Raw genomic sequence first — 12,109 nt, 5'->3', positions numbered from 1 at the left:
GCGCGAACGGGCCTTCAACGCTGCTTCACTGGAGAAAGCCATGGCCGCGAAGAAGATCCTGTTCCTGACCGGCGATTTCGCCGAAGACTACGAAACGATGGTGCCGTTCCAGGCGCTGCAGGCCGTCGGCCACCACGTCGATGCAGTCTGCCCGGGCAAACGCGCGGGCGACAAGATCAAGACCGCGATCCACGATTTCGAAGGCGACCAGACCTACACCGAGAAGCCTGGCCACCAGTTCACGCTGAATGCCGCATTCGACGACGTCGACGCCGCGCGCTACGACGCACTCGCGATCGCGGGCGGCCGTGCCCCCGAATACCTGCGACTGGATCCGAAGGTGATCTCGCTCGTGCGCGAGTTCGCCGAAGCCGGCAAGCCGATCGCCGCGATCTGCCATGCGGCGCAACTGCTCGCCGCCGCCGACGTGATCCGCGGCAAGCGCATTTCGGCCTACCCGGCGTGCGCGCCCGAGGTGAAGCTCGCGGGCGGCGAATACGCGGACATTCCGGTCGACGCGGCCGTGACCGACGCGCCGTTCGTCACCGCACCCGCCTGGCCCGCGCACCCGGCCTGGCTCGCGCAGTTCCTCGCGCTGCTGGGCACGCGCATCGAGCTGTGAACCTGAATCGAATCGGGAAGGGATGATGTGCCGGCCGGCGGCGCGCTCGCGCCGCCCTGCCCGGCGTTTCAGCGCGCGACCGGCGCCGGACCGACGTCCGCGATGCGCGTTTCCAGCATCGCGAGCGCACCCGACAACGCATTCAGCACATCGTCCGGCAACTGCGCCATCGTCTGTTCGATGAACGCCTTGCGGCGCGGCAGGCAAGCGTCGAATGCCGCGCGGCCTTCGTCCGTCAGCGTGACGTTGGTCACGCGGTTGTCGCGTGCATCGGATTCGCGCTGGATCCAGCCGAGCGCATCGAGCGACTTCAACTGGCGCGTGAGCGCGCCCGGATCGATGCGCAGCACTTCGACGAGCTTCTTCTGCGACGAATGCCCGCCCATCGTGTGCAGCGCGACCATGATGCGCCAGCGCGGCATCGGCTGCCCGACGTGCGCTTCGAACGCTGTCATGAACGCGCGATAAGTGCGTCCGAATTGCTGCAAGATCGCGACGCGGTCCTGTTCTTCCATGCGCTGATTTCGTTTCCGGTAAATCGTTGAATCGTTGAATCGCCTGATCGGTCAATCGGCCGCGACGTGCGGCTCGATCTTGCGCCGCAGCGCGATCGGCGGTACGCGACGGCACTGCCACACCGACACCACGGCAATGACGGCCGCCATCGCGACGCCCAGGTGAATCGCGCCGACGAGCGATTCGCGGGCCGCTTCCAGCAGCAGCGCGCCATTATGCCCGGCACGCGTCAGCTCGGCGACGAGACCGCCCTGCGCTGCGCGATCGATCAGGATCTGCGGATCGGCGAGCTGCGCATGCCACTGCATCGCATGATCGGCCGTCAGCGCGTTGCGCACGCCGCCCGAGTACATCTGGTTGACGAGCGTGCCCGTCAGCGCGGTGCCGAGCATCCCGCCGACCATCCGCAGCGACTGCAGCAGCGCCGTCGCGATGCCGAGGTGCTCGCGGCCGGCTGCCTGCTGCGCGAATACGGTGAGGTTCGGCAATACGAAACCGAGCCCGATGCCGCCCGCGACCATCAGCGCCATCAGCATCCAGGTCGGCGTCGTGTGGGTCGACACGACGATGCCCGCGCACGCGATCGCGAACAGCACGAAGCCGACGTGCAGCATCGCGTTCGGATTGCGGATGCGCGTGACGACGCGGCCATTCATGATGCTGCCGATCGTGATGAACACGACGAGCGGCGTGATCACGAGCCCGGCTTCCTTCGGCGACATCCCGAAGCCGCCCTGGAACAGCAGCGGCGCGTAGAACAGCAGCGAGAACATCGAGAAGCCGGCGAGGATCGCGAGAACGAACAGCGCCGACAGCGCGCGGTTGCCGAACATGTCGAACGGCAGAATCGGCTGCGCGCAGCGCTTCTCCCAGTGCCACAGGCCGACACTGGCCGCGACCGCGACGACGAGCAGCAGTGACGCCCAGCTCGCGACGCCGTACTTCGGCAGCCATTCGACGAACAGCTGCAACGCGCCGAGCGACAGCGCGATCAGCAGCGCGCCCGGCCAGTCGAGCCGCATCTTGCGATCGTGCGCGACGTGGCGCAGGTGCGGCAGGTAGCGCCACACGAAGAACAGCGACAGCAGGCCGACCGGCAGGTTCACGTAGAACACCGAGCGCCAGCCGAACGACTGGGTCAGCACGCCGCCGAGCGACGGGCCGACCGCGTTCGCGATGCCGAACGCCGAGCTCATCAGCACCTGCCAGCGCAGCCGCACGACGGAATCGGGGAACAGGTCGGGAATGCACGCGAACGCGGTGCCGACCAGCATCCCGCCGCCGATCCCCTGCAGCCCGCGCGCGAGCACGAGGTACAGCATGTCGTTGGCCATCCCGCACAGCACGGATGCAGCGGTGAACACGACGATCGACACGATCACGAACGGCTTGCGGCCGTAATAGTCGCCGAGGCGGCCGAAGATCGGCACCGTGATCACGGAACTGAGCAGGTACGAGGTCGCGACCCAAGCGTACAGGTCGAAACCGCGAAGCTCGGCGACGATGGTCGGCAGCGCGGTGCCGACGACGGTCTGGTCGAGTGCGACCAGCATGGTCACGAACGAGATCCCGATCATCGCCATCAGCGATTCGCGGAACGGCAGGACTTGCCCGCTCGAATGATGGGCGGCAGTGTGGACAGCCATTTTTTGTTGGTGCAACTTTTGACGAGTCAAACAATCTCAAAATTCTAGCATGGCGGAGTAATCTAGGCGGGCGACGGTTTAGGGCCTGTTCACGCCAAGGAGAAAGATGGAACCGATTTCAATCACCCCTGCAACGACGCTTTCGCAGGAGGATCGGGACGCGCTGTGGCGCGCGAAGCAGGTGCTGGAAAGCCCGTCGCTGACGATGAAGCTGACCGGCATGCTCGGCGCGCCGGTCGAGAAAATGATCGCGCGGCTGCCCGATTTCGCGACCGGCAAGATCAACGATGCGACACAGCTCGCGCTGCGCAAGTGCCTGAACATCGCGCTGCGCACGCTCGGCAAGCCGCCGGCGCCGGACGCCGAGCCCGACAAGCCGAGCAACCTGCTGCACAAGCTCGCGGTCGCGACGACCGGCGCGGCGGGCGGTGCGTTCGGCTTTCTCGCGTTGCCGGTCGAACTGCCGGTGACGACCACGCTGATCTTTCGCTCGGTGTGCGACATCGCGCGCAGCGAGGGCGAAGACCTGACGTCGGTCGATACGCAGTTGCAATGCCTGGCCGTGCTCGGCATGGGCGGCAACCCGGACAAGCAGGAAGAGGACGCCGACCTCGGCTATTTCGTACTGCGTGGCGCGCTCGCCCAGGCGATCTCGAAGGCGTCGTCGGACATCACGACGAAAGGGATCGCCGCGCACAGCTCGGCGGCCGTGTTCAAGCTCGTGCAGACGGTGGCGTCGCGCTTCTCGGTGCAGGTGACCGAGCAGATGGCCGCGAAGTCGATCCCTGCGATCGGCGCCGTGCTCGGCGCGACCGTCAACACGCTGTTCATCGACCACTTCCAGCAGATGGCACACGGCCACTTCACGGTGCGCCGGCTCGAGCGCAAGTACGGCTCGGTGGCCGTCAAGGCCGCCTATCAGGCGATCGACGCCTCGCCGACCCGCTGAACCGCACGCTCGACCGCGACGCGGCGCAGGAACGCGGCCGCACGGTCGAGCGCGTCGCGCGCTTCCGGCACCATCGGCGCGTACAGCTGCCATACGTGCGGCATGTCCGGCCACACCTCGATCTCCACCGCCACGCCGGCCGCCTTCGCCTTCTCGGCGACGCGGCGCGAATCGTCGAGCAGCACTTCGGTGCTGCCGACCTGGATATACAGCGGCGGCAGGCCCGTGAAGTCCGCATAGAGCGGCGACGCGTACGGATGCGTCGCGGGCGTGTCGCCGAGGTACAGCTTCGCGGCCTTCGGCAGCGCCGCGCCGGCAAACATCGGATCGGCGCCGTCGTTCGTGCGCAACGTCGCGCCGGTGGCCGCGAGATCGGTCCACGGCGAGAACAGGATCGCGCCGGCCGGCAACGGCTCGCCGCGGTCGCGCAGTGCGACGAGCGTCGCGAGTGCGAGGCCGCCGCCCGCCGAATCGCCGCCGAGCACGATCGACTCGGGCGGCGTACCGAGCGCCAGCAGTTGCCGATAGGCAGCGAGCGCGTCGTCAAGCGCGGCGGGAAAGCGGTTTTCGGGCGCGAGCCGGTAGTCGAGCGAGAACGAGCGCACGCCCGCGCGCTTCGTCAGGCCGAACACGAGCGGCCGGTGGGTCCTCGTCGAACAGAAGTAATAGCCGCCGCCATGGATGTACAGCAGCGTGCGGCCGGGCCCGCGAACCGCGCTCGCGTCGGTGCGCTCGAGCCATTCGCCGCGCAGCGGCGCGTCGCCTGCGCCATGACACTGGCGCAGCCGGTAGCCCGACGGCGCGCGGCGCGGCACGACCATCCGCAAGTCGGTAAAGCGCCGCGCACGCGCGGGATCGAGCACCTCACGCGTGGTTTCGGGACGAAACTGCCAGCGCAGCAGCCAGCAGGCGAACTTGCTTTGCCAACTCATCGGACGCACTCCGTAATCGCAGTGTGACGATGGTACGTGCGAACGCTCCCGCACCGCTCGACAGGTGCCTCTAAATCAAACACCGGCGCTCAGTTCGCCGGCATCACCTGGCCGCGGATCTCGCCGGCCGGATGCTCCTTCGTATGGACGTTGAAGTACCACTTGCCGCCCATCAGGTCGGTGACCTGCGCGTCGGTGAGTTCCTTCGAACCCTTGATCGGGCTCGCCAGCTCGTCCTTCGGAATCGGCACCTGCACGCCGGCGTTCTGGCCGACCGGTGCGGGCCCGTGGAAATGCGCGGCAGTGGCCGGCCCCGTGAGGTGTTCGTAAGTTGCGATCCACTGCAGCGTATGGGTGGCCGTGTCGTACGTGGCGTCGACGCTACCCGAACCCTTGGTCGCCGTGGGCGGCACTTCACTCGATGGCTGGAGGCTGGCGGACAGGCGCACCGTTTCGGCGGCGGCACTGCCGGCGGCCAGCACGCCCGCGAGTAACGCGACCTGGAGCAAACGCAGCTTGAGCATGGACTCTCCTTGTACGACGTTGTACGCCGCCCGAACGGGGGCGCCAGATAGGATGGTAGTCGATCGCCGCCGTTGCGGGAGCCCACCGAACGGCCATGCTGCGAACCGTCGCAGCGCGACGCGCAGCGTCACGTCAGTCTGCGTCAAGCTGGAACGGACCTTTGCAGCCTGACGGCTGAATCCGCGCGCGGCCTTTCGCTACACTTCGTTTCACAGTTGCTTGTTTCCTTCGTCCGAAGGAGTCTGCGAGTATTCACGCGGCCACCCGGCCGCGTTTTTTTTGCCTGCGCCGCCGGCACACGCGGCACGTCACGCGCGATAGCCGGGATCGATGCGATCGACGATACGCTGCAGCGCGTCGAACGCGTCCTGCCCCGCGCCATGCTTCGGATCGAAATTCAGCGAATCGCGCACGCATCCTTCGAGCACCGGCGGCGCGATCGGCAGCGCATCGCCGATCGCATGCGTCGCGACCTGCACCTCGCACGCGCGGTTGAGCAGCCACATCAGCGAGAACGTCTGCGCGAGCGTCGCGCCGATCGTCACCGGCCCGTGGTTGCGCAGCAGCAGCACGGGCCGCCCGCCCGCGCTCTCGACGATGCGCCGCCCCTCCTCCAGATGCACGGTGATGCCCTCGAAGTCGTGATACGCGATCTTCCCGTACAGCTGCGCCGAATAGAAGTTGGAAAACGACAGCCCGTCACGCGAACAGCACACGGCCATCGTGGGCGTCGTATGGACGTGCATCACGCAGTGCGCGTCGGGCAGCGCCGCATGGATCGCGCTGTGGAACGTGAAGCCGGCCGGATTGATCGGCCAGTCGGAATGCCCGATCAGGTTGCCGTCGATGTCGATCTTCACGAGGTTCGACGCACATACCTCGCGGTAATGGAGTCCGAACGGGTTGATCAGGAAATGCCCGTCCTCGCCGGGTACGCGCAGCGAAATGTGGTTGTAGATCAGCTCGGTCCAGCCGAGGTAATCGAAAATGCGGTAGGCGGCCGCGAGCTGCATGCGCGCCTGCCATTCGGCTTCCGAGAAGCGGGCCGGACGCGTGAACGGCTGGTTCGGTACACGTTGCATGGGGAACTCCGGTTGCGGGTGTGCGTGGCGCGGGCCGTCGGGCCGTGTCGTCGAACTGCCATGCCGCCACGATGGTTGCGTGCACAACCATATCACCTTCCCCATACCGCGTTAACGCGGGTTTAGCCGGAGCGCTTCCGTCCCCTTAAAGCTGGTCGTCGACCGGCAGCAGCATGAAAATGCCCGTCATCAGGTTGCGCATCAGCCCTGCGTGCGGATCGACGTGATAGGTCGTCGGCTTGCCGTCGTCGGTGCCCGTCCACTCGAGTTCGGGCGACCCGCCGCCGGCCGGCGCGACGAGGCTCACGCGATAGCTTTCGTCCGGCTGCGTCGCGCGCGCGAAGATCTTCGCGACCTGCTCGGCGAGCGTCGGGCTATGGATCACCAGCGCCAACTCGGTATTCAGGTGCGCGGAACGCGGATCGAGGTTCATCGAGCCGATCACGAGGATTTTCCGGTCGATCACGTACGCCTTCGCGTGCAGGCTCGCGCGCGAACGCGATCCGAACAGGCGCGGACGCTGGCGACCCGGCTGCGCCTTGAACTCGTACAGCTCGACGCCGTGCTGCAGCAGCGGCACGCGGTAGGGTCCATAGCCGGCCTGCACGGCGACCGCGTCGGTCGCGGCGAGCGAATTCGTCAGGATCGCGACGCGCACGCCGCGCGCGGTCGTGTCGCCGAGAATCTTCACGCCCGCGTCGTGCGGCACGAAGTACGGCGAGAACGCGAGGAATTCCTGCTGCGCGCCGCGCGTCAGCTCGACGAGCCGCTGCATCGGCGGGCTCACGTACGCGTCGGTCGGCTGCGCGACCTTGTCGGGCGCGTCGACCTTGAACTCGGCCGGCGCCCACACGAGCCCGAGTTCGTCGCGCGCAATCTGCTGCGCGAGCGGCGTCGCATTCAGCGGCTTCGCGTTGTACGGCTCGGCGTTCTGGCGCCAATGGTTGCGCAGCTCGTCGCGCATCGCGTCGAGATCCTTCGGATCGAAAGCCTGATGATTCAGCACCCGCAACGGATAGCTGCTCGCGCTCGACCAGTATGTGTCGAAACTCGCCGAGACGTCGTTCGTCACGGGGCCGGCGGCGAGCACGTCGAGATCGCGAAACTGCAGCGTCGGGCTCGCGCTGAAGTATTCGTCGCCGAGATTGCGGCCGCCGACGATCGCGATCTGGTTGTCCGCGATCATCGCCTTGTTGTGCATCCGGCGCGTGAAGCTGTCGATCCGCGTGAAGAAGTTGGTCGTGCGCTCGACCATCCGCTGCCGCGACGCGCCGAACGGGTTGAATACGCGAATCTCGATGTTCGGATGCGTGTTCAGCGCGGCCATCACGCGGTCGATATCGCGGAAGTTCAGGTCGTCGACCAGCATCCGCACGCGCACGCCGCGATCGGCCGCGTACAGCGCCGCGGCGAGCAGCAGCTTGCCCGTCGTGTCCTCGGTCGTGATGTAGTACTGCATGTCGAGCGTCTTCGTCGCGGCGCGTGCGAGCGCGATGCGCATCTGCAGCGCCTGCGCGCCGTCGGCGAGCAGCCGGAAGCCCGACTGGCCCGGATGCGCGGCCTCGGGCGCGGCCAGTGCGTCGCGCAACGGCGTCGCGGTATCGGGCGGCAGCGCGTGGGAAACCGGGCGATCGAGCGTGGTGGCGGGCGGATGCGTCGCGCACGCGGCGACGAGCGACAGCAGTGCGCAAACGGCCAGCGCACGGGCCGGGCGGCATGCGGCACGCCATGACGGCGCGGCCGGCGCGCGCCGGATGAAAGACGTGAGCACGGGAGCTTCCTCGACTGGCGGAACGACGGTCCGCATTCGCCGCGGCGCGCGGCTGGCGCGCGGTTCCGGCCGATTCTAGTGGGCGGCCGATAAACCGGTCAATCGCGCGGGCGGCTCCCGGCGGCTCCCGGCAGCTCGCGCGCGGCGGATTGCCGGGGGCGATGCCCGCGCACGCCTGATTCGCCCGCCGGACGGGCCGTGACCCGAAGCGGTCCAACCAATCTCACTGCGCATCGCCGCTGCGCTCGAAATGGCTGCGCACGTAGTCGATATGCGTCTGCATCGCGGTGCGCGCCTCTTCGGGCCGCTGCGCGCAGATCGCGTCGCACACGACGCGGTGCTGCAGCAACAGCAGCTCGGACGCCTGCTCGTCGTGCGTCGTCATGCCCGCCACGTTGATCGAGATGTGCTCGCGCAGCATCCCGATCACGCTCGTATGCAGGTGCAGGAACATCGTGTTGTGCGACGCGAGCGCGATCGCCTCGTGCAGCTTCGCGTCGGTCGCGGCTTCGACGGCCGCCGCGCCGTTCGCGTGCGCGGTTTCGAGCTCGCGCAGCAGCGTGCGGATCCGGCGCCGGTCGTTCGCATCCGCACGCAGCGCGGCGAAATACGCAGTCGCGCCTTCGAGCACGCGGCGGAATTCGAGGATGTCATCGCGCAGCGCCGGATGATCGGCGACCAGCTGGCCCCACGGCGAGGCAATGCCCGCGCGCAGCTGGTCCGTCACGTAGACGCCCGCGCCGCGCCGGCTCTGCAGCAGCCCGCGCGCGACGAGCCGCTGCGTCGCCTCGCGCACCGTATTGCGTGCGACGCCGTACTGCTGCGCGAGCACGCGCTCGGCCGGCAGCCGCGCGCCGGCCGGCCAGGTGCCGTCGAGCAGCGCCGTCTCGATCTTGCGCATCACCACTTCGGTCCGGCCTCGTGCCGTCATCGCTGCCATCGTCGCGTCTCCCCGCGGAATGCCTGTCGCGCCGATTGGCCCAACCAATTTGAGCTGCGGCGCCGTCGCGGGAATTATGCAGCGAAATCGTCGACCCGCATGCCGGGCCGTCGCCTCTGGAGCGAGACATGAACGAAAGGCAGTACCCCGCCGCCGCCCCCACGCACGTCTATCTGTTCGCGACCTGCCTGGTCGACCTGTTCGTCCCCGAAGCGGGGCTCGACGCGGTCCGACTGCTGGAGCGCGAAGGGTTGACCGTCCACTATCCGCGCGGCCAGAGCTGCTGCGGGCAGCCGGCCTACAGCAGCGGCAATCCCGACGAAGCGCGCCGCGTCGCGGCCGCGCAGCTCGACCTGTTCGCCGAAGCGTGGCCCGTGATCGTGCCGTCCGGCTCGTGTGCGGGCATGATCCGGCACCATTGGCCCGCGCTGTTCGCCGACGACCCCGTCAACGGCCCGAAGGCCCGCGCGATCGCCGACCGGACCTACGAACTCGCTGAATTCCTCGTCCACGTGCTCGACGTGCAGCTCGACGCGGCCACGGCCAGCGCCGGGCCCGACGAGCGCGTCGTGCTGCACACCTCGTGCGCGGCACGCCGCGAGATGGGCACGCGCGTGCATGGTGTCGCGCTCGTCGACGCGCTGCCGGGCGTCACGCGGATCGAACACGAACGCGAATCCGAATGCTGCGGCTTCGGCGGCACGTTCTCGCTGAAACATCCGGACATCTCCGGCGCGATGGTGCGCGACAAGGTCGCGTCGGCCTGCGCGACCGGCTGCGACCGGCTCGTGTCCGCCGACTGCGGCTGCCTGCTGAACATCGGCCACGCCGCGGCCAAGGCCGGTGCGGCGCTGCCGGTCGAGCATCTCGCGAGCTTCCTGTGGCGGCGCACGGCCGGCGCCGCGTCGTTGCGCGGAGACAAGCGATGAGCGCGCGCGCCGCCATTCTCGCGCGCCTGCGCGCCGCCGCGCCGGGCGTCGTCGCGACGGCCGCCCCCGCGCTCGACGCACGCATCGACACGCATTACGACACGCGCCGCGCATCGACCGAACGCGACCCGCACGCGCTCGCGCAGGCCATGCAGACCGCACTGGCCGCGTCGCACGCCGACGTCTGGTGCGCGACCGCCGACGCATGGCCCGCGCAGCTTGCCGCGCGCCTCGCCGATGCCGGCGTGCGCCGCCTGCTGCTCGACCCGGCCCGCGCCGAATCCGCCGCGCTCGCCCGCGCACTGCCCGACGCAGTCGCACCGGTACCGTTCGACCGGCCGATCGACGCATGGAAAGCCGAACTGTTCGACACGATCGACGCGGGCTTCACCGTCGCGCGCTCAGGCATCGCGGCAACCGGCACCGTCGTCCTCGCACCCGATGCCGGCTCGCCGCGCACGGTGTCGCTGGTGCCGCCGCTGCATGTCGCGCTCGTTCACGCGAACACGCTGCATGCCGACCTGCACGCAGCCGTGCATGCGGAACGCTGGCACGCCGGCATGCCGACCAATCTCGTGCTGGTGTCGGGCCCGTCGAAGACTTCCGACATCCAGCAGACGCTCGCCTACGGCGCACACGGCCCGCGCCGCCTGTGGGTCGTGATCGTCACCGATTCGGCCGTCCGGTCGACCGTACCCACCAGCGAGGACCAGCCGCGATGAGCGACCACACGCTGCAATTCGTCGCGCCCGGCGACTTCAAGGCCCGCGCGCGTGCCGCGCTCGACGATCCCGCATTGCGTCAGAGCTTTCGCGGCGCGATGGACTTCCTGCAAGGCAAGCGCGCGACGCAATTCCCCGACGACGCCGAACTGCAACAACTGCGCGATCTCGGCGAAGCCGTACGCCAGCACGCGCTCGCTCAACTGCCCGCGCTGCTCGAACGGCTGGAGACGAAGCTCACCGAAGCCGGCGTGCACGTGCACTGGGCCGAGACGGCCGCCGACGCGAACGCGATCGTGCTCGGCATCGCGCAGACGAAGAAGGCGCGCCGCGTGATCAAGGGCAAGTCGATGGCGAGCGAGGAAATCGAGCTGAACCATTACCTCGCGGAGCACGGCGTCGACTGCATCGAATCCGACATGGGCGAGTTCATCGTGCAGCTCGCGGGCGAGAAGCCGTCGCATATCGTGATGCCGGCGATCCACAAGACGCGCGGCGACATCGCCGAGCTGTTCGAGGCACACATCCCCGGCACGCGCTACACGGAAGACGTCGACGAACTGATCCAGACCGGCCGTCGCGCGTTGCGCCGCGCGTTCGCCGAAGCGGACATCGGCCTCTCGGGCGTGAACTTCGCGGCGGCCGACACGGGCACGCTGTGGCTCGTCGAGAACGAAGGCAACGGCCGCCTGTCGACGACGGTGCCCGACACGCACATCGCGATCATGGGCATCGAAAAGGTCGTCGAGAAGCTCGAGCACATCGTGCCGCTGTCGAGCCTGCTCACGCGCTCGGCCACCGGCCAGGCGATCACGACCTACTTCAACCTGATCTCGGGCCCGCGCCGCGACGGTGAACGCGACGGCCCGCGCGAGCTGCATCTCGTGCTGCTCGACAACGGCCGCACGCAGGCATACGCGGACGAACAGCTGCGCGCGACGCTGCAATGCATCCGCTGCGGCACGTGCATGAACCACTGCCCCGTCTACACGCGCATCGGCGGCCACGCGTACGGCACCACCTACCCGGGCCCGATCGGCAAGATCATCTCGCCGCACCTGCTCGGCCTCGACGCGACGGCCGATCTGCCGACCGCGTCGACGCTGTGCGGCGCATGCGGCGAGGTCTGCCCGGTGCGGATCCCGATCCCGCAGCTGCTCGTGCGGCTGCGCACCGAGGCAAACCGCAAGCCCGACGAACCCGTCGCGCATCCGCTGCGCGGCCAGGGCGCGAACTACAACCGCGCGGAAGACCTCGTGTGGCGCTTCTGGTCGGGCGCGTTCGCGCATCCGCGCGCGTACCGCGCCTTCCGCTGGACCGCGACGCGCCTGCGTGCGCTGACACCCGCGAAACAGATGGGCTGGACACAGCACCGCACGCCGCTCGAACCGGCGCCGCGCAGCCTGTCCGACCTGCTGCGCGCGCGCGACCAGCCCGAATAGCCCATTCGCTTTCAAACCCGTACCCCAATAAAT

12 protein-coding genes are annotated in these 12,109 nt (G+C 68.4%); 5 read left to right on the top strand and 7 right to left on the bottom strand.

Going from position 1 to position 12,109, the window contains the following annotated elements:
- The first annotated feature begins 40 nt into the window (after nucleotides 1-40).
- Nucleotides 41-622 carry a DJ-1/PfpI family protein gene (locus U5809_RS22885; protein ID WP_006487930.1) on the top strand — a complete coding sequence of 194 codons (582 nt, stop codon included), beginning with the start codon at nucleotides 41-43 and terminating at the stop codon, nucleotides 620-622.
- Between the two features lie 68 nt (nucleotides 623-690).
- Here U5809_RS22885 and U5809_RS22880 read toward each other — a convergent pair whose 3' ends face one another.
- Nucleotides 691-1,137, bottom strand: a complete 447-nt coding sequence (locus U5809_RS22880) for a MarR family winged helix-turn-helix transcriptional regulator (RefSeq protein ID WP_282505960.1) — start codon at nucleotides 1,135-1,137, stop codon at nucleotides 691-693.
- Nucleotides 1,138-1,188: 51 nt separating this feature from the next.
- Entirely contained in the window at nucleotides 1,189-2,784 is a 1,596-nt protein-coding gene (locus U5809_RS22875) for an MDR family MFS transporter (protein WP_322088235.1), read from the bottom strand.
- Between the two features lie 106 nt (nucleotides 2,785-2,890).
- Between U5809_RS22875 and U5809_RS22870 the strand changes: the two genes are divergently transcribed.
- On the top strand, nucleotides 2,891-3,733 hold the full coding sequence (locus U5809_RS22870; protein ID WP_175847507.1) for an EcsC family protein: 843 nt from the start codon (nucleotides 2,891-2,893) through the stop codon (nucleotides 3,731-3,733).
- On the opposite strand, the gene U5809_RS22865 is transcribed toward U5809_RS22870, so the two are convergent.
- The 5 genes from U5809_RS22865 to U5809_RS22845 form a co-directional block, all read right to left on the bottom strand.
- Nucleotides 3,703-4,665, bottom strand: a complete 963-nt coding sequence (locus U5809_RS22865) for an alpha/beta hydrolase (protein ID WP_322088234.1) — start codon at nucleotides 4,663-4,665, stop codon at nucleotides 3,703-3,705. The two genes, U5809_RS22870 and U5809_RS22865, sit on opposite strands and share 31 nt — an antisense overlap.
- Nucleotides 4,666-4,754: 89 nt before the next feature.
- Entirely contained in the window at nucleotides 4,755-5,189 is a 435-nt protein-coding gene (locus tag U5809_RS22860; RefSeq protein ID WP_176050331.1) for a CHRD domain-containing protein, read from the bottom strand.
- 309 nt (nucleotides 5,190-5,498) lie between these two features.
- The gene (locus tag U5809_RS22855) at nucleotides 5,499-6,272 is read right to left on the bottom strand and encodes a class II aldolase/adducin family protein (protein WP_322088233.1); all 774 of its coding nucleotides are present in this window, start codon (nucleotides 6,270-6,272) and stop codon (nucleotides 5,499-5,501) included.
- Nucleotides 6,273-6,417: 145 nt separating this feature from the next.
- Nucleotides 6,418-8,043 carry a phospholipase D family protein gene (locus U5809_RS22850; protein ID WP_322088232.1) on the bottom strand — a complete coding sequence of 542 codons (1,626 nt, stop codon included), beginning with the start codon at nucleotides 8,041-8,043 and terminating at the stop codon, nucleotides 6,418-6,420.
- A gap of 223 nt (nucleotides 8,044-8,266) precedes the next feature.
- Nucleotides 8,267-8,983 (bottom strand): FadR/GntR family transcriptional regulator, encoded by a 717-nt coding sequence (locus U5809_RS22845; protein ID WP_176050334.1) that lies wholly within the window; start codon nucleotides 8,981-8,983, stop codon nucleotides 8,267-8,269.
- Nucleotides 8,984-9,111: 128 nt separating this feature from the next.
- Between U5809_RS22845 and U5809_RS22840 the strand changes: the two genes are divergently transcribed.
- From U5809_RS22840 to U5809_RS22830, 3 genes are read left to right on the top strand one after another with little or no spacing between them, the layout of a single operon-like run.
- Nucleotides 9,112-9,912: a (Fe-S)-binding protein gene (locus U5809_RS22840; protein ID WP_322088231.1), complete on the top strand. Its 801-nt coding sequence runs from the start codon at nucleotides 9,112-9,114 to the stop codon at nucleotides 9,910-9,912.
- Nucleotides 9,909-10,634, top strand: coding sequence for a lactate utilization protein C (locus U5809_RS22835; protein WP_322088230.1), 726 nt, complete (start codon nucleotides 9,909-9,911; stop codon nucleotides 10,632-10,634). Before U5809_RS22840 ends, U5809_RS22835 begins: the two co-directional genes overlap by 4 nt.
- On the top strand, nucleotides 10,631-12,076 hold the full coding sequence (locus tag U5809_RS22830) for a LutB/LldF family L-lactate oxidation iron-sulfur protein (protein ID WP_322088229.1): 1,446 nt from the start codon (nucleotides 10,631-10,633) through the stop codon (nucleotides 12,074-12,076). The genes U5809_RS22835 and U5809_RS22830 overlap by 4 nt, the downstream gene beginning before the upstream one ends.
- Nucleotides 12,077-12,109 lie beyond the last annotated feature (33 nt).

The sequence above is a fragment of the Burkholderia sp. BCC1999 genome (assembly GCF_905339975.1).
In the GTDB taxonomy this organism is placed as follows: Bacteria; Pseudomonadota; Gammaproteobacteria; order Burkholderiales; family Burkholderiaceae; genus Burkholderia.
This window is presented reverse-complemented; position numbering and strand designations above follow the sequence as displayed.

What these genes read in the sequence shown, in the direction of transcription:
- U5809_RS22855 (WP_322088233.1), bottom strand. Translation starts at nt 6,272, where the DNA reads ATGCAACGTGTACCGAACCAGCCGTTCACGCGTCCGGCCCGCTTCTCG.
- U5809_RS22830 (WP_322088229.1), top strand. Translation starts at nt 10,631, where the DNA reads ATGAGCGACCACACGCTGCAATTCGTCGCGCCCGGCGACTTCAAGGCC.
- U5809_RS22880 (WP_282505960.1), bottom strand. Translation starts at nt 1,137, where the DNA reads ATGGAAGAACAGGACCGCGTCGCGATCTTGCAGCAATTCGGACGCACT.
- U5809_RS22885 (WP_006487930.1), top strand. Translation starts at nt 41, where the DNA reads ATGGCCGCGAAGAAGATCCTGTTCCTGACCGGCGATTTCGCCGAAGAC.
- U5809_RS22865 (WP_322088234.1), bottom strand. Translation starts at nt 4,665, where the DNA reads ATGAGTTGGCAAAGCAAGTTCGCCTGCTGGCTGCTGCGCTGGCAGTTT.
- U5809_RS22860 (WP_176050331.1), bottom strand. Translation starts at nt 5,189, where the DNA reads ATGCTCAAGCTGCGTTTGCTCCAGGTCGCGTTACTCGCGGGCGTGCTG.
- U5809_RS22875 (WP_322088235.1), bottom strand. Translation starts at nt 2,784, where the DNA reads ATGGCTGTCCACACTGCCGCCCATCATTCGAGCGGGCAAGTCCTGCCG.
- U5809_RS22840 (WP_322088231.1), top strand. Translation starts at nt 9,112, where the DNA reads ATGAACGAAAGGCAGTACCCCGCCGCCGCCCCCACGCACGTCTATCTG.
- U5809_RS22870 (WP_175847507.1), top strand. Translation starts at nt 2,891, where the DNA reads ATGGAACCGATTTCAATCACCCCTGCAACGACGCTTTCGCAGGAGGAT.
- U5809_RS22845 (WP_176050334.1), bottom strand. Translation starts at nt 8,983, where the DNA reads ATGGCAGCGATGACGGCACGAGGCCGGACCGAAGTGGTGATGCGCAAG.
- U5809_RS22835 (WP_322088230.1), top strand. Translation starts at nt 9,909, where the DNA reads ATGAGCGCGCGCGCCGCCATTCTCGCGCGCCTGCGCGCCGCCGCGCCG.